Genomic DNA, 20688 nt, shown 5'->3' with positions numbered 1-20688 from the left:
TCGCCATCCGGCAATGATTAGATAGAAATTTTTTTACCGCCGCGGTGAGAGACGGAAGTCTGACCGTCAGCCCCGTACAAGGTCGGCTCCTGGTGAGGTTTCAGCACCTCCAGCGCCTGTTGATTACGCTCGATTTGCCCTTCCAGCAGCCAGCCGTTGTGCTGGTTGAGGTCGCGAAGATGCTGCGTTTTTTCGGTAATCGCCTGCCAGCGCTCTGCAATGTCATCGTTTGCGCTACGCTGCGCATTCTGCTCCAGACGGCGCTGTTGTTCCAGATAATCCAGCGTCGCCAGCAACGAGCTTTTTTCTTCTGTAATACGCTGTAGCTGGCTGCCGTTAATCTGGCCTACGGAAAGCTGTTGTTGCTCGGCGTCCATCACCGTCTTCAGGTCATTCAGGACGGTGGTCATCTGGTCAAGTATTTCTGACAAACGAGTCATACGCTTATTTACTCTGTAAGTAGCTCTGCGCCTCGCGAATGAGCGAGTCTGCTATTTTTCCCGTATCCATTTTTAACTCACCGTTACGGATAGCCGTTTTTAATGCTTCGACGCGTTCCATATTAATGTCGCTGACGCCTGGCTGCATGAGCTTCGCTTGCGCGTCGCTTAACGTTACGCTGGCGCTCGTCGCGGCGGACGTTTTTTCCTGACGCGTTTTTTGTACCGGCGTGTCGCTGGTTTCGCGCGTCTGGACAGTGCTAACGGGTTTCAAAGGTGAGGTACGGTCAATGCTCATTTATTTATCCTCATCGAGGGTTACGTTGTAGCGGCCAGCTACCATCATGGTTGAATATCTCATCGGCAGCCGCGACAAAATCTTTACACAATTATAGGTTAATAAGAATATTCCCATCAGAATCGACGGTTCCACTCACGATTTGACCCGATGTCATGCGCACGCGCGCATTTTGCGCGACGGCAGCATTATTCATCGCCTGACCTTCCGCATTGACGCTGAACCCCTCGCCATTGGCGATGACCTGTACTCGTTGCCCCGCTTTGACGCGCCAGGCCTGACGTATCATCGTAAGCTGTACCGGCTGCCCGGGAGCGAGATCGCGCAAACTGACGGCATCCTGAATCTGACGGATATCCAGTACCGTCCGCGGCGGTAACTGATCCAGCCTGCCACGTTTTAGCGTGACGTTGGCCGGCGTCAATTTTCCGCCGCGCGCGATGGGCGCGGCAACGGCGACATAATTGCCGGTCGCTTGCACATTCACCTGCAAATAACGTTTTTCATTGGCGCAGCGCGCCACCACATTGACGTTGCCCCACAGCTTCGCGCTGCCCGTCATGCTGAAGGCTGGCTGTTCGCAGCTCGGTAGCAGATTGGGCGATGAACGGAGCGTGACAACCACCTCGTCGCTGAAGCCAGCCAGACGCTGGGAAAACCACGTGGTCAGCTGGGCGTTGATGTCCTGCGCCATTGTCAGGGGGCTGAACAGCAAAGCCGCCACGGCGAATCCTCGTTTTAACGTTTGCATGGTACTTCCCCCTGGTTGATGTCATGACAGGATTCTACCCGTGTGAAGCAAGCATCAACGCAATAAATAGCGACGCATTTTGCGTTTATTCCGGCGATAACGCGCGCGTGAAGGCATTTAAGCTGTCGGCTGAATTTTGCCATTTGCGGAGGAGATATGCTCGACAGGCTCGATGCCGCCTTACGATTTCAGCAGGAAGCGCTAAATCTGCGCGCGCAACGTCAGGAAATATTAGCGGCGAATATCGCCAATGCCGATACGCCGGGGTATCAGGCGCGCGATATTGATTTTGCCAGTGAGTTAAAAAAGGTGATGGTGCGTGGACGGGAAGAAACCGGCGGCGTCGCGTTAACGTTGACTTCCTCTCACCATATTCCCGCCCAGGCGGTCTCTTCTCCCGCAGTGGATCTGCTTTATCGCGTACCCGATCAGCCTTCTTTGGATGGTAATACCGTAGATATGGACAGGGAACGTACGCAGTTTGCGGATAACAGTCTCAAATATCAGATGGGGCTTACCGTTCTGGGTAGCCAACTCAAAGGCATGATGAATGTGCTACAGGGAGGAAACTAATTCGTGGCGCTGTTAAACATTTTTGATATTGCCGGATCGGCGCTTGCCGCACAGTCCAAACGGTTGAACGTTGCGGCCAGTAACCTGGCGAATGCGGATAGCGTCACCGGCCCGGACGGACAGCCTTATCGCGCCAAACAGGTGGTTTTTCAGGTGGACGCCGCGCCGGGTCAAGCCACTGGCGGGGTAAAGGTCGCCAGCGTGATTGAAAGTCAGGCACCGGAAAAGCTGGTTTATGAGCCAGGCAATCCGCTGGCGGACGCTAATGGTTACGTCAAAATGCCCAACGTCGATGTGGTCGGCGAAATGGTCAACACGATGTCAGCCTCGCGCAGCTATCAGGCAAATATCGAAGTCCTGAATACCGTAAAAAGCATGATGCTTAAAACGCTGACATTAGGCCAGTAAAGGAGGCGCGTATGTCTATTGCCGTAAATATGAATGACCCGACCAACACGGGCGTCAAAACGACGACCGGCAGCGGATCGATGACCGGAAGCAACGCTGCCGATCTGCAAAGCAGTTTCCTGACCTTACTGGTCGCGCAATTGAAGAACCAGGACCCGACTAACCCATTACAAAATAATGAGTTAACGACACAGTTGGCGCAAATCAGTACCGTGAGCGGCATTGAAAAACTGAATACGACGCTGGGGGCTATTTCCGGGCAAATCGATAATAGTCAGTCCCTACAGGCGACCACGCTGATTGGACATGGCGTTATGGTGCCTGGCACCACAATTCTGGCGGGTAAAGGCGCGGAAGAAGGGGCCGTGACGTCCACGACGCCGTTTGGCGTGGAATTGCAACAGCCTGCGGACAAAGTGACGGCAACCATTACCGATAAAGATGGCCGGGTGGTACGGACGCTGGAGATCGGTGAGTTGCGAGCCGGGGTACACACCTTTACCTGGGATGGTAAGCAAACGGACGGAACAACGGTACCGAATGGTTCTTACAACATTGCGATTACCGCCAGCAATGGCGGGACGCAACTGGTGGCGCAGCCGCTGCAATTCGCTCTGGTACAGGGCGTGACGAAGGGCAGTAACGGCAACCTGTTGGATCTGGGTACCTACGGCACCACCACACTCGACGAAGTTCGGCAAATAATCTAAGCCCTTACACTTATCAGGAGTCAGTCATGTCTTTTTCTCAAGCGGTTAGCGGCCTGAACGCTGCGGCCACCAACCTTGATGTTATCGGTAATAACATCGCCAACTCCGCCACCTATGGCTTTAAGTCCGGTACGGCATCATTTGCCGATATGTTCGCCGGTTCCAAAGTGGGGCTGGGCGTAAAAGTGGCGGGGATTACCCAGGATTTTACCGACGGTACGACAACGAACACCGGGCGCGGGCTGGATGTCGCGATTAGCCAGAACGGTTTTTTCCGCCTGGTAGACAGCAACGGTTCCGTGTTCTATAGCCGCAACGGCCAGTTCAAACTGGACGAGAACCGTAACCTGGTCAATATGCAGGGGATGCAGTTGACCGGCTATCCGGCCACCGGTACGCCGCCGACCATTCAGCAGGGGGCGAATCCTGCGCCGATCACCATTCCGAACACGCTGATGGCGGCGAAATCGACCACCACCGCGTCAATGCAGATCAACCTGAACTCAACGGACCCTGTACCGTCTAAAACGCCCTTTAGCGTGAGTGATGCGGATTCGTATAACAAAAAAGGCACCGTCACCGTTTATGACAGCCAGGGTAATGCCCATGACATGAACGTCTATTTTGTGAAAACCAAAGATAATGAATGGGCCGTGTACACCCATGACAGCAGCGATCCTGCAGCCACTGCGCCAACAACGGCGTCCACTACGCTGAAATTCAATGAAAACGGGATTCTGGAGTCTGGCGGTACGGTGAACATCACCACCGGTACGATTAATGGCGCGACAGCGGCCACCTTCTCCCTCAGCTTCCTTAACTCCATGCAGCAGAACACCGGGGCTAATAACATCGTCGCCACCAATCAAAACGGCTATAAGCCGGGCGACCTGGTGAGCTACCAGATTAACAACGACGGCACCGTGGTTGGCAACTACTCCAACGAGCAGGAGCAGGTGCTGGGGCAGATTGTGCTGGCTAACTTCGCCAACAACGAAGGTCTGGCATCCCAGGGCGATAACGTCTGGGCGGCGACGCAGGCTTCCGGGGTTGCGCTGCTGGGGACTGCCGGTTCCGGCAACTTCGGTAAGCTGACGAACGGCGCGCTGGAAGCCTCTAACGTGGATTTGAGTAAAGAGCTGGTGAATATGATCGTCGCGCAGCGTAACTACCAGTCGAATGCGCAGACCATCAAAACCCAGGACCAGATCCTCAATACGCTGGTTAACCTGCGCTAAGCGCCTGACGGGATAGCTTAATGGATCACGCAATTTATACCGCCATGGGGGCGGCCAGCCAGACGCTTAACCAGCAGGCGGTAACGGCCAGCAACCTGGCTAATGCCTCAACGCCGGGCTTTCGCGCGCAGCTTAACGCGCTACGCGCGGTGCCCGTTGATGGCCTCTCTTTAGCAACGCGCACGCTGGTTACGGCGTCGACGCCGGGGGCGGATATGACCCCGGGTCAGTTGGACTACACCTCCCGTCCGCTGGATGTCGCGTTACAGCAGGACGGCTGGCTGGTAGTGCAAGCGGCGGATGGCGCTGAAGGATATACCCGTAACGGGAATATCCAGGTGGGTCCGACCGGGCAGTTAACCATTCAGGGACATCCGGTTATCGGCGAAGGCGGCCCGATTACCGTTCCTGAAGGGTCGGAAATCACCATTGCGGCAGACGGCACGATCTCCGCGCTCAATCCCGGCGACCCGCCAAACACGGTGGCGCCCGTTGGGCGACTGAAGCTGGTCAAAGCGGAAGGCAATGAGGTGCAGCGGAGCGATGACGGTTTATTCCGCCTTACCGCCGAGGCACAGGCTGAACGCGGGGCGGTACTGGCCGCCGACCCGTCAATTCGCATTATGTCGGGCGTGCTGGAGGGCAGTAACGTCAAGCCGGTTGAAGCCATGACCGACATGATCGCCAACGCACGTCGTTTTGAAATGCAGATGAAGGTTATCACCAGCGTAGATGAGAACGAAGGGCGAGCTAACCAACTGCTGTCGATGAGTTAATACAGGACATTTTATGATCAGTTCATTATGGATCGCCAAAACCGGTCTGGACGCGCAGCAAACCAATATGGATGTGATTGCCAATAACCTGGCAAACGTCAGCACCAATGGTTTTAAGCGTCAGCGCGCGGTATTTGAAGATCTGTTGTATCAGACCATCCGCCAGCCGGGCGCGCAGTCGTCCGAGCAGACGACGCTGCCTTCAGGGCTGCAAATCGGTACCGGCGTGCGTCCGGTCGCCACGGAGCGTCTGCACAGTCAGGGGAACCTGTCGCAGACCAACAACAGTAAAGATGTGGCGATTAAAGGGCAGGGCTTTTTCCAGGTCATGCTGCCGGACGGTACGTCTGCTTATACCCGCGACGGCTCTTTCCAGGTGGATCAGAATGGTCAACTGGTGACGGCGGGCGGTTTTCAGGTGCAGCCGGCAATCACCATTCCGGCCAACGCGTTAAGCATCACGATTGGCCGCGACGGCGTGGTCAGCGTTACCCAGCAGGGGCAGGCCGCGCCGGTTCAGGTCGGGCAGCTTAACCTGACCACCTTTATGAACGACACCGGGCTGGAAAGCATTGGCGAGAACCTCTATATCGAAACGCAATCGTCCGGCGCGCCGAACGAAAGCACGCCGGGGCTCAACGGCGCGGGGTTGTTGTATCAAGGGTATGTCGAAACGTCGAACGTTAACGTGGCGGAAGAGCTGGTGAACATGATTCAGGTTCAACGCGCCTATGAAATTAACAGTAAAGCAGTATCGACGACCGATCAGATGCTGCAGAAACTGACGCAACTCTAAGGGGCCGCCGGTGGGGGATACGCCACCGGCTCCCTGATTTTGAAGATGAAGGTAATGCAAAAATACGCGCTTCACGCTTACCCAGTTATGGCCCTGATGGTCGCGACGCTGACAGGATGCGCCTGGATACCCGCTAAACCGCTTGTGCAGGGGGCGACCACGGCGCAGCCGATACCTGGCCCGGTACCGGTGGCGAATGGCTCCATATTTCAGTCTGCGCAGCCGATTAATTATGGCTATCAGCCGCTTTTTGAAGATCGTCGACCGCGTAATATCGGCGATACGCTCACGATTGTGTTACAGGAAAACGTCAGCGCCAGTAAAAGCTCGTCGGCAAATGCCAGCCGCGACGGCAAAACCAGTTTTGGTTTTGATACGGTACCGCGTTATCTGCAGGGATTATTCGGTAATTCCCGCGCGGATATGGAGGCCTCCGGCGGCAACTCTTTTAACGGCAAAGGCGGCGCGAATGCCAGCAATACCTTTAGCGGCACGCTGACCGTGACCGTCGATCAGGTTCTGGCCAATGGCAATTTACACGTCGTGGGGGAAAAACAGATCGCGATTAATCAGGGAACGGAATTCATCCGCTTCTCCGGCGTGGTAAATCCACGCACCATCAGCGGCAGCAACTCTGTTCCCTCGACACAGGTGGCGGATGCGCGGATTGAATATGTCGGGAACGGCTATATTAACGAAGCGCAAAATATGGGCTGGCTGCAACGTTTCTTCCTTAATTTGTCGCCGATGTAAGCGAGGTGTATGTGTTTAAAGCTCTTGCAGGAATCGTTCTGGCACTGGTTGCCACTCTGGCGCACGCCGAGCGTATCCGGGATCTGACCAGTGTCCAGGGAGTACGGGAAAACTCGCTGATCGGCTACGGGCTGGTGGTCGGGTTGGACGGTACGGGCGACCAGACGACCCAGACGCCATTTACCACTCAGACGCTGAATAACATGCTGTCACAACTGGGGATTACGGTCCCCACCGGCACCAATATGCAGTTGAAAAACGTGGCGGCGGTGATGGTGACGGCGTCGTATCCGCCTTTTGCGCGACAGGGACAAACGATCGATGTCGTTGTTTCCTCAATGGGGAACGCTAAAAGTCTGCGTGGCGGGACGTTATTAATGACGCCGTTAAAAGGGGTGGACAGCCAGGTGTATGCTTTGGCGCAGGGCAATATTCTGGTCGGTGGCGCGGGCGCTTCCGCAGGCGGCAGTAGCGTGCAGGTTAACCAGCTTAATGGCGGGCGCATCACTAACGGCGCGATTATCGAACGCGAGTTGCCGACTCAGTTCGGCGCTGGCAACACCATTAATCTGCAATTGAACGACGAAGATTTTACGATGGCGCAGCAAATTACCGACGCCATCAACCGCGCGCGCGGTTACGGCAGCGCCACTGCGCTTGATGCGCGAACGGTACAGGTACGCGTGCCCAGCGGCAACAGCTCGCAGGTGCGTTTTCTGGCGGACATTCAAAATATGGAAGTCAACGTGACGCCGCAGGATGCAAAAGTCGTGATCAACTCGCGTACCGGTTCGGTGGTCATGAATCGGGAAGTCACGCTGGATAGCTGCGCTGTGGCGCAGGGCAATTTGTCAGTGACAGTCAATCGCCAGCTCAACGTCAACCAGCCGAATACGCCATTTGGCGGCGGGCAGACCGTGGTGACGCCACAGACTCAGATAGATTTGCGTCAGAGCGGCGGATCGCTACAGAGCGTGCGTTCCAGCGCCAATCTGAACAGCGTAGTGCGTGCGCTGAATGCGCTTGGCGCGACGCCGATGGATCTGATGTCGATTTTGCAGTCCATGCAGAGCGCGGGCTGTCTACGCGCCAAACTGGAAATCATCTGATGATCGGAGACGGTAAATTGCTGGCCAGCGCGGCCTGGGATGCGCAATCTCTGAACGAACTGAAAGCGAAAGCGGGCCAGGACCCGGCGGCGAATATCCGTCCTGTGGCCCGTCAGGTGGAAGGGATGTTTGTGCAGATGATGCTGAAAAGTATGCGCGAGGCTTTACCCAAAGATGGTTTATTCAGCAGCGATCAGACGCGTCTGTATACCAGCATGTATGACCAGCAGATCGCCCAGCAGATGACCGCCGGTAAGGGATTGGGGCTGGCGGATATGATGGTTAAACAGATGACCAGCGGGCAGACGATGCCTGCGGATGACGCGCCGCAAGTACCGCTTAAATTCTCCCTGGAGACGGTAAACAGCTATCAAAATCAGGCGCTGACCCAACTGGTGCGCAAAGCCATACCGAAAACGCCGGACAGCAGCGATGCGCCGCTCTCCGGCGACAGTAAAGACTTTCTGGCCCGGCTTTCGCTCCCTGCGAGGCTGGCCAGCGAACAAAGCGGGGTGCCGCATCATCTGATTCTGGCGCAGGCGGCACTGGAGTCCGGCTGGGGGCAGCGGCAAATCCTGCGGGAGAATGGCGAACCCAGCTATAACGTATTTGGCGTGAAAGCGACCGCCAGTTGGAAAGGGCCGGTGACGGAGATCACCACCACTGAATACGAAAATGGCGAAGCGAAAAAAGTGAAAGCGAAATTCCGCGTCTATAGCTCGTATCTGGAGGCATTATCGGATTATGTCGCGCTGTTAACGCGTAACCCACGCTACGCTGCCGTGACCACTGCCGCCACGGCAGAGCAGGGCGCAGTGGCTCTGCAAAACGCCGGATACGCCACTGACCCGAATTACGCGCGTAAATTGACCAGCATGATTCAGCAGTTGAAAGCGATGAGTGAAAAGGTCAGCAAAACCTACAGCGCGAATCTCGACAATCTCTTTTAAATTGCTCAAGTCCACGTAGTCGCTGCCGATAACAACGAGTATTGAAGGATTAAAAGGAACCATCATGTCCAGCTTGATTAATCACGCCATGAGCGGACTTAACGCCGCGCAGGCCGCGTTAAATACGGTCAGTAATAACATCAACAATTATAACGTTGCGGGTTATACCCGGCAGACAACTATTCTGGCGCAGGCAAACAGTACGTTAGGGGCTGGCGGCTGGATAGGTAATGGCGTTTACGTTTCAGGCGTACAGCGCGAATATGATGCGTTTATCACTAATCAGCTACGCGGCGCGCAAAACCAGAGCAGCGGCTTAACCACGCGCTATGAACAAATGTCGAAAATCGACAACCTGCTGGCCGATAAATCCAGCTCACTGTCTGGTTCGTTGCAGAGTTTTTTTACCAGCCTGCAAACGTTAGTCAGTAACGCGGAAGATCCTGCGGCGCGTCAGGCGCTGATTGGTAAAGCGGAAGGGCTGGTAAACCAGTTCAAAACCACCGATCAGTATCTGCGCGATCAGGATAAACAGGTCAATATCGCGATTGGCTCCAGCGTGGCGCAAATCAACAATTACGCGAAGCAGATAGCTAACCTGAACGATCAAATCTCCCGTATGACGGGCGTAGGCGCGGGCGCATCGCCGAACGACCTGCTCGATCAGCGTGATCAGTTGGTCAGCGAGCTTAACAAGATCGTTGGCGTCGAGGTGAGTGTACAGGACGGCGGCACCTATAACCTGACGATGGCCAATGGCTATACGCTGGTGCAGGGGTCGACGGCGCGTCAGTTGGCGGCGGTTCCCTCCAGCGCCGACCCGACGCGAACGACTGTCGCTTATGTCGATGAGGCCGCCGGTAACATCGAAATTCCGGAAAAGTTGCTGAACACCGGTTCGCTCGGCGGGCTACTGACGTTCCGTTCTCAGGATCTGGATCAGACTCGTAATACGCTGGGCCAGTTGGCGTTGGCGTTTGCCGATGCGTTTAACGCGCAGCATACCAAAGGTTATGACGCCGACGGCAATAAAGGGAAAGACTTCTTTAGCATTGGCTCGCCGGTGGTATATAGCAACAGTAATAATGCCGATAAAACGGTATCGCTAACCGCTAAGGTGGTCGACAGCACGAAGGTTCAGGCGACGGATTATAAGATTGTTTTTGACGGTACAGACTGGCAGGTTACTCGCACTGCGGATAACACCACCTTCACGGCGACAAAAGATGCTGACGGAAAACTGGAGATTGACGGTCTGAAAGTGACGGTAGGGACCGGCGCACAGAAAAATGACAGTTTTCTTCTCAAGCCGGTCAGCAATGCTATCGTCGACATGAACGTTAAAGTGACAAATGAAGCCGAGATTGCGATGGCGTCTGAGTCAAAACTCGATCCTGACGTGGATACCGGCGACAGCGATAACCGCAATGGTCAGGCATTGCTGGACTTACAAAACAGCAATGTAGTGGGCGGCAACAAAACTTTTAACGATGCTTACGCCACGTTGGTCAGCGATGTGGGTAACAAAACGTCAACGCTGAAAACCAGCAGCACCACGCAGGCGAATGTGGTTAAACAGCTTTATAAACAGCAACAGTCGGTTTCCGGCGTTAACCTCGACGAAGAGTACGGCAATTTGCAGCGTTATCAGCAGTATTATCTGGCGAATGCGCAAGTATTGCAGACCGCGAATGCGCTGTTTGATGCGTTATTGAATATTCGCTAAAGGAGAAGGATGACATGCGTATCAGTACCCAGATGATGTACGAACAAAATATGAGCGGCATCACTAATTCTCAGGCCGAATGGATGAAGCTGGGCGAGCAGATGTCTACCGGTAAGCGCGTTACCAACCCATCTGACGATCCGATCGCCGCGTCGCAGGCGGTAGTACTCTCTCAGGCGCAGGCGCAGAATAGCCAGTACGCCCTGGCGCGTACGTTTGCCACCCAAAAAGTGTCGCTGGAAGAAAGCGTACTCAGTCAGGTGACGACGGCGATTCAAACCGCGCAGGAAAAAATCGTCTATGCCGGAAACGGCACGTTAAGCGACGATGACCGCGCGTCGCTGGCGACGGATTTACAGGGCATCCGCGATCAGCTGATGAACCTGGCAAACAGCACTGACGGCAATGGTCGCTATATCTTTGCCGGGTATAAAACGGAAGCGGCGCCATTCGACCAGGCGACAGGTGGTTATCATGGCGGCGAGAAAAGTGTTACCCAGCAGGTGGATTCCGCTCGCACGATGGTAATTGGCCATACGGGTGCGCAAATTTTTAATAGCATCACCAGCAATGCGGTGCCGGAACCGGATGGCTCGGACTCCGAAAAGAATCTGTTTGTCATGCTCGATACGGCAATTGCCGCACTCAAGACCCCGGTGGAAGGCAATAACGTGGAAAAAGAAAAAGCCGCTGCCGCCATTGATAAAACCAATCGCGGCTTAAAAAATTCGCTTAATAACGTCCTGACCGTTCGTGCGGAACTGGGAACGCAACTGAGCGAACTCAGTACGCTGGATTCACTGGGAAGCGACCGTGCGCTGGGACAGAAGCTACAGATGAGCAACCTGGTAGATGTGGACTGGAACTCGGTCATCTCCTCCTACGTCATGCAACAGGCGGCATTACAGGCGTCCTATAAAACGTTTACCGACATGCAGGGAATGTCGCTTTTCCAGTTGAACCGGTAACACCTCTTTTTGAAACATATCACGAAACTGGATATGTTTTGTCTGCCCGCGCCATCCACCCCGGCGCGGGCATTTTTTTAGTCGTCATTGAGTTAGTGGTCATATTGTCGCGCCCGTAGCGACGCCATCCGTACGTATTATCCCGCCCGATCTCATAAACGCCTGGAGTGACTAAAAGACGCCATGGGGTGAGGCATTGCCCTGTAAGGGGCATAAAAAAGCCGACCTGGCGGTCGGCTTTGTATCAGCATTTACATCATTCTACCGGCTGTGGGCGTGTCGCCGGGGCGCTGGCGTGACGTGTGGCGCTGTGTCCGCCTGCCGCGCCTTTACCTTCAAAGTGGAAGGAAGGCCGCTGCCAGTCGCTATGGTGCGGGGTTTCCGGCACATATTCCGGCGCTGGCGCACGCGTCATCGGCGCGCTGGCGTGATTATGATCGTCAACGCAGACAACGTCCTGCGACTTTTCCACCACCTGGGCCGGTGCGATAACGGTTTCTTCTGCCGTGTGCTCCACAACAGCCGCTTCCGCTTTTGTCTCTTCTTCTGGCTCGACAACGACAACATCAGCTACGTTTTCAGCCACCGTAATGGACGCGTCGGCGGTTTCTGCTACCGGTTCGGCGTCAGCAATAACCTCTTGCGCCACCGGCGTATCGCTTTCGGCAATCAGTTGCGGCTGTTCATCAACTGGCGCGGCAATCACTTCCGGATGCGTTGTCTCGACCTCGACGACTTCCGGCGCCTGTGGTTCGGCGACGGTCTGCGGCTCAACGGCAACGTTTTCTACTGCCTGTACCGACGCTTGTGGTTCGAGCGCTGCGGTCGCAGCGATAACCTGCTGTTCAGCGACAACCGGTTGTGGCAGCGCCAGATCTGCTTCACGCTGCTCGTCAACAACCTGCGTTTCCTGAGGACGGACAATCGGGTAGCGGATCCAGACTTTACCGGACGCCATTTCTGGCGACGCGCAGGCGACGGTTAACGGCATTGGCGATTGTGTCGGGTAGCGCTCGTCACGATAGCGACGGCGACGCTGACCGCTTACGCGCAGGTGGCGCGGAGAACGGCGGGAGCGACGCGGCATACCGGTATTATCGCGAGGTTCTACGCTATCATCCTGCTCTGGCGCGATATCGGCGACGACAGGTAAATCAACTTTCGCCAGCTCGGTACGCGGCGCTGGAACGGGCTGTTCAACGTTTTCAACCGGGCGCGGTTCGTCGACGACGACCGGCGTGTCAACCGTTTCAACCACTGCGCTGTTGGTAAAGCGGACTTTCTGATTAAGCTGGCGCTGCTTGCGGCGCGGCTGAACCTGCTGAACGCGTTCTTCCTGCTCGGTCTCCTGGACAGGTTGTTCTTCGCGGTTAAGCGCTTTTACTTCCTGCTGCGCCTGGCGCTTGTCATCATTGCGGCGGCGGCTGCGTTCGCGACGCGGCGTCTGTTGCTGTTCATCGCCGGTTTTCACTTTTTCCGCCGTTTCCTGCTGGCGGGTATCGCGCGCTTCCGCATTTTGCTGCTGCGTCTGGCGACGGTTACGACGATTATCGTCGCGGCTCTCGCCGCCGTCACGTCCGGCACGGTTATCACGGGTGTCGCGGCGTTCGTTACGATCGCGACGGTTGTTCTGCCGTGGCTTGCGACGATCCTGCTGACGCTCCGCTTTTTCTTCCGCTTTCGGCGCGGCTGTTTCGACGGTTTTCGTTTCTTCACCGCTGAACAGTTGTTTCAGCGCGTTAAGGAAGCGGCTAAACAGACCCGGCTGGGCAGGCTGCGCGGCGGCAACATTATCCTTTTTCGCCGTGGCGACGCTAACCGCCGGTTCGACAGGCGTCGGCGCCGGAGGCACATCTGGCATAGCGAATGTCGCCAGCGCAGGCTGCTCCGGGCGTTTACGCTCGGCGTACTCTTCTTCAGAAGGCAGCGCCATCGCTTCTTCGTGCAGCTTCGGCAGCATGTAGCTCAGGGTCGGCGTTTCTTCCCCTTTGCGTACGCGCAGCACGGAATAGTGCGGCGTTTCCATCTGATCGTTCGGGACGATGACACAGCGGACGCCATCCTGACGCGTCTCAATAGCGTTCACTGCCGTCCGTTTTTCGTTAAGCAGATAAGAGGCGATCGGCACCGGAACAATGGCATGGACTTCCTGCGTATTCTCTTTCAGCGCTTCTTCTTCAATCAGGCGCAGAATGGACAGCGACAGAGATTCGTTATCGCGCACGGTGCCGGTACCGCTACAGCGCGGACACACGTGATGGCTGGATTCGCCCAGAGACGGGCTCAGGCGCTGACGCGACATTTCGAGCAGGCCGAAGCGGGAAATATGGCTAATCTGAATACGCGCCCGGTCCTGACGCACCGCTTCACGCAGACGGTTTTCTACCGCGCGCTGGTGACGTACCGGCGTCATATCGATAAAGTCGATAACGATCAGGCCGCCCAGGTCGCGCAGACGCAACTGGCGGGCAATCTCATCGGCCGCTTCCAGGTTGGTATTAAACGCCGTTTCTTCGATATCGCCGCCGCGAGTCGCGCGGGCGGAGTTGATATCGATGGCGGTTAACGCTTCGGTACTGTCAATGACGATGGAGCCGCCGGAGGGCAGGCGCACTTCACGCTGGAACGCTGACTCGATCTGCGATTCGATCTGGTAATGGCTGAACAACGGGATTTCACCGGTGTACAGCTTAATTTTGCTGCTAAAATCCGGGCGGCCCAACGCGGCGATATGCTGACGCGCCATTTCCATCACTTTTGGATTGTCGATCAGGATTTCACCGATATCCTGACGCAGATAGTCGCGAAACGCGCGTACGATGACGTTGCTTTCCTGATGGATCAGGAACGGCGCGGGACGGCTTTCAGCGGCTTTCTGAATGGCCTCCCAGTGTTTCAGGCGGAAGCTTAAATCCCACTGCAACGCTTCGGCGGATTTACCCACGCCCGCGGTACGCACGATAAGCCCCATCCCTTCAGGAAGTTCCAGGCTGGCCAACGCTTCTTTTAACTCGGTACGATCGTCGCCTTCAATGCGACGGGAAATACCACCCGCGCGCGGGTTATTCGGCATCAGTACCAGGTAGCTGCCCGCCAGACTGATAAAGGTGGTTAACGCCGCGCCTTTGTTGCCGCGCTCTTCTTTATCGATTTGAACAATGACTTCCTGGCCTTCGCGTAACACGTCTTTAATGTTCGGGCGACCATGAGCGCTGTAGTTAGCGGGGAAATATTCGCGGGCAATTTCTTTTAACGGGAGGAAACCGTGGCGTTCTGCGCCGTAATCAACAAAAGCCGCTTCCAGGCTCGGTTCAATACGGGTAATTTTGCCTTTATAGATGTTCGCTTTTTTCTGCTCGTGTCCGGGGCTTTCTATATCCAGATCGTACAGACGCTGCCCATCTACAAGGGCGACGCGCAACTCTTCCTGCTGAGTCGCGTTGATTAACATTCTTTTCATCGTAACTTACTCATTATTCTTACGTTGACGACTAAGCTGCGGGCATGGTGACGCCTTACCGGGCATGAACCGATGGCCTCGTGACTATTTCGCGTCGCCAACCTCACGGTTATCGTCAGCTCAAAGAGGCGCAGAGTGTCGGTTGCCTGTATTTCATACGGAAACACAGCGCAATTATCAGGGAAGCAGCCTGGGCATTACTCTCCAGAGAAGATCCTATCTACCGGTAAGGACTGCAACCCGCAGCCCGCTAACTGTCTGAAAAATCAATACGTCTTACGCCATTGCTGCGTTGATGATCGGTCAGACAAAATGGGTTATTCCGCTAAACTTTTTGTTTTAACAAGTTTCGGTGCGGAAACCGCATCATTATTCCACTGCTAACCTTGTTATAGCAAGATGACTTTTACCATTTATCACCCGCTTACTCACAGTTTTTTCACCAGCGTGAGCCAATCGCTTTAATAACCAGCAAAACCGCAGTGAAAAATGTTCATCCACTGGCGTAGACGTCTCTATAAGCATAGAAAAATGTGTGGCGCGAATCTCACAGGCTATTTAGAATCGCCCCCCATGAAAACAGAAACGCCATCCGTAAAAATTGTTGCTATCGCCGCTGACGAAGCGGGGCAACGCATTGATAACTTTTTGCGCACCCAACTGAAAGGGGTACCAAAAAGTATGATTTATCGCATCTTGCGTAAAGGCGAGGTGCGGGTGAACAAAAAACGCATTAAACCGGAATACAAACTGGAAGCGGGCGATGAAGTCCGCATTCCGCCGGTTCGCGTTGCTGAACGCGAAGAAGAGGCCGTGTCGCCGCATTTGCAAAAAGTGGCGGCGTTGGCGGACGTCATTTTGTATGAAGACGACCATATTCTGGTGCTGAATAAGCCTTCCGGCACCGCCGTACACGGCGGGAGCGGGTTAAGTTTTGGCGTCATCGAAGGGCTGCGGGCGTTGCGTCCGGAAGCGCGATTCCTGGAACTGGTGCATCGTCTTGACCGCGATACCTCCGGCGTGCTGTTGGTGGCGAAAAAACGCTCCGCGCTGCGTTCGCTGCATGAGCAACTGCGCGAAAAGGGAATGCAGAAAGATTATCTGGCGCTGGTGCGCGGCCAGTGGCAATCGCACGTTAAAACCGTACAGGCGCCATTATTAAAGAACATTCTGCAAAGTGGCGAACGCATTGTTCGCGTGAGCCAGGAAGGCAAACCGTCAGAAACGCGCTTCAAGGTGGAAGAGCGCTATGCCTTCGCCACGCTGGTGCGCTGTAGCCCGGTCACGGGCCGTACGCATCAGATTCGCGTACATACCCAATATGCCGGTCACCCTATTGCGTTCGACGATCGCTACGGCGACCGTGAGTTTGATCAACAGCTTACCGAAGCGGGAACCGGTCTTAAACGTCTCTTTCTGCACGCCGCGGCGCTGAAGTTCACGCATCCGGGAACGGGCGAAGTCATGCGCATTGAAGCGCCAATGGATAACGCCCTGAAGCGCTGTCTGCAGGTGCTGCGTAACGCAAAATAGTTCCTCTTTCGGGCAGGTTATCTGCCCGAATCTCACTTTTCTCATAATATTTTTGTTTTGCTGTATCCGACGCATTTTTACCGTTGTGCACTGTTTATTCTTGCGATCCGGATTTCGGCGCGTTTAAGGACGAACAGATGGCCAATACTAGCTGGATGCGCTCATTTACTCAGCGTTGGGGAAAATACGTTATCGTGCCGCTCGTGATCGCGATGCTGACCGGTTGCGAAGGGAAGGGCGATAGTTCACGACGGGCTTTCGTTGAGTATTTGAATACGCAAATCATTACGTCTCCCGTGGTGGGCGTCTGTGAGTTGACGCCAGCCCAACGTCAGGCTTTTGGTCATTACGCCGATGACTACGATGTACTATTAACTGCCTACGGGCAAATCTTTGCTGTGGTGTATGAGACCGGCCAGGAGGATAAGATCACCGGTGTTATTCAGTCTGAGCGTGATAATCTGGTTTTCCTGAACGAGCTACGTGTGGCTCGTGACGTAAACAATCGATTTATCCTTCGGTTGAAAAATGTGAGTAGTGAAAACAGAAAAAAATATTCTGCTTTAAAGCTCCCCGCTGATGTGAAGCCTGTCTTTGACGCTGCGTGGAATAAAACCGTAACACCGCTGGATGAGACGATGACTCGCTATTATTTTCTGCGCGGAAAGCGGCTCGACCAACTGGTCGCAATGGGCGAGTTTCTGCAAAAACAGGGAAATAAAGTCCGCTTTGAAACGAATGGAAAAGCGGTTTTTGCCGACCTGGCAGCAAAAGAACACTTTCAGGATCAACAATTTAATTTTTTCATTACGCAGAATGATATAAACCATCTTACTCAGCAGATGGTTGAATTTATAAATAGTCAACAAGATGCGGCTGATGCTGGCGGCGTTAATTAAAGGAATGTGTCGTGAGGTGAAGCAATGTTCGGGGGAGGGCGTAAACTCATCGCGAGATGGAATTTAACGAGTCGCAAAGGGAAGGTTTCAGGACAGTAAACGTCCTGAGAGTTGTTCGCGAGAATAAGTTTGTAAGCCGCTTTTGACGCCGTAGAGCGCGTCAGGCGAGTATTGAGAACATGTGTTTTTACAAAACTGAACTGAGATGGGGAATTCATTAACGCGCACGTACACCGCTGTTGATACCCTATGGGATAAAACGCACCGTACATCGGTTCGTAATACCAATGCTTTTTTTCTGGTCGGTGAATGGATTGACCAGGAAACGGGCCCGCACGAAGAGAGTGAAGATCGGCAGGCGCTAAATTGTTCACAACAAGCGCTTTCCAGTTGGTTAGAACTGGAAGCGGTCGAAACTGCTCCCCAATAAACGGGAGATAACTACCAACACGTGCAGAAACGGCTTTTAGCGGTATTTGAAAAGCCTACAGAGTAGGCCGTTTATTGCTGTAGCGGGTTGAAGCCCTCCCGTCGCAGCATCTGGCACAGGGCAATAAGCGGCAAGCCGATCAGCGTGTTCGGATCACGACCCTCCAGGCGCTCAAATAATGCAATGCCTAAACCTTCGCTTTTAAAACTTCCCGCGCAGTGCAGCGGATGCTCTTTACGGACATAGTCGTCTATTTCCGCTTCGCTTAAATGGCGAAAATGAACGTCAAAAGGCTCCACTTCGGTTTGTAAGTGCCCGGAGTCGGAGTTATACAGTGCCAGTCCGGTATAAAACGTCACAATATTTCCGCTGGCTTTGGCTAATTGCTGACGCGCTTTTTCTTCCGTCAGCGGTTTGCCGGTGATTTCGCCGTCCAGAACACAAATTTGGTCGGAGCCAATAATCAAATGATTCGGGAAACGCGCGGCGAGCGATTGCGCCTTCGCCTGCGCCAGCCGCAGCACCAACTGACGCGGCGCTTCGCCCGGCATGGGGGTTTCATCAACATCCGGCGCGGCGCATTCGAAAGGAATCGTCAGCTTTTCCAGCAGCGCGCGACGCCAGGGAGAGGTAGACGCAAGGATGAGACGGGGCATATTTTTTCCCTCAGATATAGCGTAATGATGAGAGCCATCTTAAACTATGCTCTTCGGTCTTCAAGCCTGTCATACTGACTCGTCTTGAGCGAAAATAAGTCTGTAACCCGCAATGTGTGCGAATTATTGGCAAAAGGCAACCGCAGGCTGCCTTTTTCTTTGACTATATGACGTTACGAAGTTAATATGCGCGCCCTATGCAAAAGGTAAAATTACCCCTGACTCTTGATCCGGTTCGTACCGCTCAAAAACGCCTTGATTACCAGGGTATCTATACCCCCGATCAGGTTGAGCGCGTTGCCGAATCTGTAGTCAGTGTGGACAGTGATGTGGAATGCTCCATGTCGTTCGCTATCGATAACCAGCGTCTCGCCGTTTTAACCGGCGATGCGGTCGTTACGGTGTCGCTCGAATGCCAGCGTTGCGGGAAACCGTTTACCCATCAGGTTCACACAACGTATTGTTTTAGCCCTGTCCGTTCCGACGAGCAGGCTGAAGCACTGCCGGAAGCGTATGAGCCGATTGAGGTAAACGAATTCGGCGAAATCGATCTGCTGGCGACGGTTGAAGATGAAATCATCCTCGCCTTGCCGGTAGTTCCGGTGCATGATTCTGAACACTGTGAAGTGTCCGAGGCGGACATGGTCTTTGGCGAACTGCCTGATGAAGCGCAAAAGCCAAACCCATTTGCCGTATTAGCCAGCTTAAAGCGTAAGTAATAGGTCTTCCCCGCGGACGCAGGGATAAACCGTAATTGAGGAGTAAGGTCCATGGCCGTACAACAGAATAAACCAACCCGTTCCAAACGTGGCATGCGTCGTTCCCATGACGCTCTGACCGCAGTCACCAGCCTGTCTGTAGACAAAACTTCTGGTGAAAAACACCTGCGTCACCACATCACTGCCGACGGTTACTACCGCGGCCGTAAGGTCATCGCTAAGTAATCGCGCGATACTCGATGCCTTTTGCATCACAGGCGTGCCTGTGGTGTAAAAGCCGAAGAGTACAAGCGTGATAAAGCTTAGTGAGGATTTCTCCGCGTAAGCGGAGAACACCGAACCAGGCAGCGACGATACCTTGACACGTCTAACCCTGGCGTTAGATGTCATGGGGGGCGATTTTGGTCCTTCCGTGACGGTGCCTGCAGCATTGCAGGCACTGAACGCTAATTCGCAGCTCACTCTTCTTTTAGTCGGGAATCCCGATATTATCACGCCATTACTTGCCAAAGCTGACTTTGAACAACGTTCGCGTCTGCAGATTATCCCTGCACAGTCAGTTATTGCCAGTGATGCCCGGCCTTCGCAGGCGATCCGCGCCAGTCGTGGGACATCCATGCGTGTGGCCCTGGAGCTTGTGAAAGAAGGCCGAGCCGAAGCTTGCGTTAGCGCCGGTAATACCGGGGCGCTGATGGGGCTGGCGAAATTATTGCTCAAGCCTCTTGAGGGGATTGAGCGTCCGGCGTTGGTGACGGTATTACCGCACCAGCAAAAGGGCAAAACGGTAGTGCTTGATTTGGGTGCCAACGTCGACTGTGACAGTACCATGCTGGTGCAGTTTGCCGTGATGGGCGCCGTTTTGGCGGAAGAGGTCGTCGGGATCAAAAATCCCCGCGTGGCGCTACTCAATATCGGGGAAGAAGAAACCAAAGGCCTCGACAGTATTCGCGAAGCCTCTTTAATGTTAAAAACAGTCCCAACCATCAATTACATCGGCTACCTTGAGGCGAATGAGTTACTGACGGGAAAAACCGATGTACTGGTGTGTGACGGCTTTACAGGCAATGTCACACTTAAAACGATGGAGGGGGTTGTCAGAATGTTCCTTTCACTGCTGAAATCACAGGGCGAGGGGAAAAAACGGTCGTGGTGGCTGCTGTTATTAAAACGTTGGTTACAAAAAAGCCTGACGAGGCGATTCAGTCACCTCAACCCCGACCAGTATAATGGCGCCTGTCTGTTAGGATTGCGCGGCACGGTGATAAAAAGTCATGGTGCGGCCAATCAGCGAGCATTTGCAGTCGCGATTGAACAGGCAGTGCAGGCGGTGCAGCGACAAGTTCCTCAGCGAATTGCCGCTCGCCTGGAATCTGTATACCCAGCCGGATTTGAACCGCTGGACGATGGCAAAGGCGTAAACCTGCGGGCGCACAGATAATATCGTTGTCTCCCCGGCGCCGCCAGCGTGCCAGACGTTTACAGGTAACGGTATATA

Annotated in this window: 22 protein-coding genes; 17 read left to right on the top strand and 5 right to left on the bottom strand. The window is 54.4% G+C overall.

Going from position 1 to position 20688, the window contains the following annotated elements:
- Positions 1 to 17: 17 nt before the first annotated feature.
- From flgN to flgA, 3 genes are all read right to left on the bottom strand, one after another.
- Complete coding sequence (gene flgN / locus QEN31_RS13720; RefSeq protein ID WP_000197547.1) at positions 18 to 440, bottom strand: flagella biosynthesis chaperone FlgN; 423 nt, start codon at positions 438 to 440, stop codon at positions 18 to 20.
- 4 nt (positions 441 to 444) lie between these two features.
- Complete coding sequence (flgM, locus tag QEN31_RS13715; RefSeq protein WP_000020893.1) at positions 445 to 738, bottom strand: flagellar biosynthesis anti-sigma factor FlgM; 294 nt, start codon at positions 736 to 738, stop codon at positions 445 to 447.
- 91 nt (positions 739 to 829) lie between these two features.
- Entirely contained in the window at positions 830 to 1489 is a 660-nt protein-coding gene (flgA, locus tag QEN31_RS13710; protein ID WP_001194082.1) for a flagellar basal body P-ring formation chaperone FlgA, read from the bottom strand.
- 156 nt (positions 1490 to 1645) lie between these two features.
- Here flgA and flgB point away from each other — a divergent pair, with 156 nt between their 5' ends.
- From flgB to flgL, 11 genes are all read left to right on the top strand, one after another.
- Positions 1646 to 2062, top strand: a complete 417-nt coding sequence (gene flgB, locus QEN31_RS13705; RefSeq protein WP_000887043.1) for a flagellar basal body rod protein FlgB — start codon at positions 1646 to 1648, stop codon at positions 2060 to 2062.
- Positions 2063 to 2065: 3 nt separating this feature from the next.
- Positions 2066 to 2470, top strand: coding sequence for a flagellar basal body rod protein FlgC (gene flgC, locus QEN31_RS13700; RefSeq protein ID WP_001196448.1), 405 nt, complete (start codon positions 2066 to 2068; stop codon positions 2468 to 2470).
- A gap of 11 nt (positions 2471 to 2481) precedes the next feature.
- Entirely contained in the window at positions 2482 to 3180 is a 699-nt protein-coding gene (gene flgD / locus QEN31_RS13695; protein ID WP_000020450.1) for a flagellar hook assembly protein FlgD, read from the top strand.
- A gap of 26 nt (positions 3181 to 3206) precedes the next feature.
- Positions 3207 to 4418 (top strand): flagellar hook protein FlgE, encoded by a 1212-nt coding sequence (gene flgE / locus QEN31_RS13690; RefSeq protein ID WP_000010567.1) that lies wholly within the window; start codon positions 3207 to 3209, stop codon positions 4416 to 4418.
- Between the two features lie 20 nt (positions 4419 to 4438).
- The gene (locus QEN31_RS13685) at positions 4439 to 5194 is read left to right on the top strand and encodes a flagellar basal body rod protein FlgF (protein WP_000349278.1); all 756 of its coding nucleotides are present in this window, start codon (positions 4439 to 4441) and stop codon (positions 5192 to 5194) included.
- Between the two features lie 13 nt (positions 5195 to 5207).
- Positions 5208 to 5990 carry a flagellar basal-body rod protein FlgG gene (gene flgG, locus QEN31_RS13680; RefSeq protein WP_000625851.1) on the top strand — a complete coding sequence of 261 codons (783 nt, stop codon included), beginning with the start codon at positions 5208 to 5210 and terminating at the stop codon, positions 5988 to 5990.
- 54 nt (positions 5991 to 6044) lie between these two features.
- The gene (gene flgH, locus QEN31_RS13675) at positions 6045 to 6743 is read left to right on the top strand and encodes a flagellar basal body L-ring protein FlgH (RefSeq protein WP_001174897.1); all 699 of its coding nucleotides are present in this window, start codon (positions 6045 to 6047) and stop codon (positions 6741 to 6743) included.
- An 11-nt stretch (positions 6744 to 6754) separates the two neighbouring features.
- A complete protein-coding gene (locus QEN31_RS13670) occupies positions 6755 to 7852 on the top strand; it encodes a flagellar basal body P-ring protein FlgI (protein ID WP_001518955.1) in 1098 nt (365 codons plus the stop codon).
- Positions 7852 to 8802, top strand: coding sequence for a flagellar assembly peptidoglycan hydrolase FlgJ (gene flgJ, locus QEN31_RS13665; protein WP_000578692.1), 951 nt, complete (start codon positions 7852 to 7854; stop codon positions 8800 to 8802). The genes QEN31_RS13670 and flgJ overlap by 1 nt, the downstream gene beginning before the upstream one ends.
- Positions 8803 to 8866: 64 nt before the next feature.
- Entirely contained in the window at positions 8867 to 10528 is a 1662-nt protein-coding gene (gene flgK / locus QEN31_RS13660; protein ID WP_000096425.1) for a flagellar hook-associated protein FlgK, read from the top strand.
- A 14-nt stretch (positions 10529 to 10542) separates the two neighbouring features.
- Positions 10543 to 11496, top strand: a complete 954-nt coding sequence (gene flgL, locus QEN31_RS13655; RefSeq protein WP_001223033.1) for a flagellar hook-associated protein FlgL — start codon at positions 10543 to 10545, stop codon at positions 11494 to 11496.
- Positions 11497 to 11752: 256 nt separating this feature from the next.
- Here the strand turns inward: flgL and rne are convergent, their stop codons facing one another.
- Positions 11753 to 14956 carry a ribonuclease E gene (gene rne / locus QEN31_RS13650; RefSeq protein WP_000827470.1) on the bottom strand — a complete coding sequence of 1068 codons (3204 nt, stop codon included), beginning with the start codon at positions 14954 to 14956 and terminating at the stop codon, positions 11753 to 11755.
- Positions 14957 to 15529: 573 nt separating this feature from the next.
- On the opposite strand from rne, the gene rluC reads away from it, so the two are divergent.
- From rluC to QEN31_RS13635, 3 genes are all read left to right on the top strand, one after another.
- Entirely contained in the window at positions 15530 to 16489 is a 960-nt protein-coding gene (gene rluC / locus QEN31_RS13645; protein ID WP_000846319.1) for a 23S rRNA pseudouridine(955/2504/2580) synthase RluC, read from the top strand.
- Positions 16490 to 16644: 155 nt separating this feature from the next.
- Complete coding sequence (locus QEN31_RS13640; RefSeq protein ID WP_010989014.1) at positions 16645 to 17388, top strand: DUF3053 domain-containing protein; 744 nt, start codon at positions 16645 to 16647, stop codon at positions 17386 to 17388.
- A gap of 205 nt (positions 17389 to 17593) precedes the next feature.
- On the top strand, positions 17594 to 17818 hold the full coding sequence (locus QEN31_RS13635) for a hypothetical protein (RefSeq protein ID WP_000528430.1): 225 nt from the start codon (positions 17594 to 17596) through the stop codon (positions 17816 to 17818).
- A 71-nt stretch (positions 17819 to 17889) separates the two neighbouring features.
- Here the strand turns inward: QEN31_RS13635 and QEN31_RS13630 are convergent, their stop codons facing one another.
- Positions 17890 to 18474, bottom strand: coding sequence for a Maf family protein (locus tag QEN31_RS13630; RefSeq protein WP_099949681.1), 585 nt, complete (start codon positions 18472 to 18474; stop codon positions 17890 to 17892).
- 197 nt (positions 18475 to 18671) lie between these two features.
- On the opposite strand from QEN31_RS13630, the gene yceD reads away from it, so the two are divergent.
- From yceD to plsX, 3 genes are all read left to right on the top strand, one after another.
- Positions 18672 to 19193, top strand: coding sequence for a 23S rRNA accumulation protein YceD (yceD, locus tag QEN31_RS13625; protein WP_001174492.1), 522 nt, complete (start codon positions 18672 to 18674; stop codon positions 19191 to 19193).
- Between the two features lie 51 nt (positions 19194 to 19244).
- On the top strand, positions 19245 to 19418 hold the full coding sequence (gene rpmF / locus QEN31_RS13620) for a 50S ribosomal protein L32 (RefSeq protein ID WP_000290727.1): 174 nt from the start codon (positions 19245 to 19247) through the stop codon (positions 19416 to 19418).
- A 133-nt stretch (positions 19419 to 19551) separates the two neighbouring features.
- Positions 19552 to 20631, top strand: a complete 1080-nt coding sequence (gene plsX / locus QEN31_RS13615; RefSeq protein WP_001518286.1) for a phosphate acyltransferase PlsX — start codon at positions 19552 to 19554, stop codon at positions 20629 to 20631.
- Positions 20632 to 20688: the final 57 nt, after the last annotated feature.

This window comes from Salmonella sp. SA15303 (assembly GCF_029962125.1).
Taxonomy (GTDB): Bacteria; Pseudomonadota; Gammaproteobacteria; order Enterobacterales; family Enterobacteriaceae; genus Salmonella; species Salmonella enterica.
This window is presented reverse-complemented; position numbering and strand designations above follow the sequence as displayed.

Coding starts and splice junctions, on each gene's coding strand:
- flgN (WP_000197547.1), bottom strand. CDS start 440: ATGACTCGTTTGTCAGAAATACTTGACCAGATGACCACCGTCCTGAAT.
- flgM (WP_000020893.1), bottom strand. CDS start 738: ATGAGCATTGACCGTACCTCACCTTTGAAACCCGTTAGCACTGTCCAG.
- flgA (WP_001194082.1), bottom strand. CDS start 1,489: ATGCAAACGTTAAAACGAGGATTCGCCGTGGCGGCTTTGCTGTTCAGC.
- flgB (WP_000887043.1), top strand. CDS start 1,646: ATGCTCGACAGGCTCGATGCCGCCTTACGATTTCAGCAGGAAGCGCTA.
- flgD (WP_000020450.1), top strand. CDS start 2,482: ATGTCTATTGCCGTAAATATGAATGACCCGACCAACACGGGCGTCAAA.
- flgE (WP_000010567.1), top strand. CDS start 3,207: ATGTCTTTTTCTCAAGCGGTTAGCGGCCTGAACGCTGCGGCCACCAAC.
- QEN31_RS13685 (WP_000349278.1), top strand. CDS start 4,439: ATGGATCACGCAATTTATACCGCCATGGGGGCGGCCAGCCAGACGCTT.
- flgG (WP_000625851.1), top strand. CDS start 5,208: ATGATCAGTTCATTATGGATCGCCAAAACCGGTCTGGACGCGCAGCAA.
- flgH (WP_001174897.1), top strand. CDS start 6,045: ATGCAAAAATACGCGCTTCACGCTTACCCAGTTATGGCCCTGATGGTC.
- flgJ (WP_000578692.1), top strand. CDS start 7,852: ATGATCGGAGACGGTAAATTGCTGGCCAGCGCGGCCTGGGATGCGCAA.
- flgK (WP_000096425.1), top strand. CDS start 8,867: ATGTCCAGCTTGATTAATCACGCCATGAGCGGACTTAACGCCGCGCAG.
- flgL (WP_001223033.1), top strand. CDS start 10,543: ATGCGTATCAGTACCCAGATGATGTACGAACAAAATATGAGCGGCATC.
- rne (WP_000827470.1), bottom strand. CDS start 14,956: ATGAAAAGAATGTTAATCAACGCGACTCAGCAGGAAGAGTTGCGCGTC.
- rluC (WP_000846319.1), top strand. CDS start 15,530: ATGAAAACAGAAACGCCATCCGTAAAAATTGTTGCTATCGCCGCTGAC.
- QEN31_RS13640 (WP_010989014.1), top strand. CDS start 16,645: ATGCGCTCATTTACTCAGCGTTGGGGAAAATACGTTATCGTGCCGCTC.
- QEN31_RS13635 (WP_000528430.1), top strand. CDS start 17,594: ATGGGGAATTCATTAACGCGCACGTACACCGCTGTTGATACCCTATGG.
- QEN31_RS13630 (WP_099949681.1), bottom strand. CDS start 18,474: ATGCCCCGTCTCATCCTTGCGTCTACCTCTCCCTGGCGTCGCGCGCTG.
- yceD (WP_001174492.1), top strand. CDS start 18,672: ATGCAAAAGGTAAAATTACCCCTGACTCTTGATCCGGTTCGTACCGCT.
- rpmF (WP_000290727.1), top strand. CDS start 19,245: ATGGCCGTACAACAGAATAAACCAACCCGTTCCAAACGTGGCATGCGT.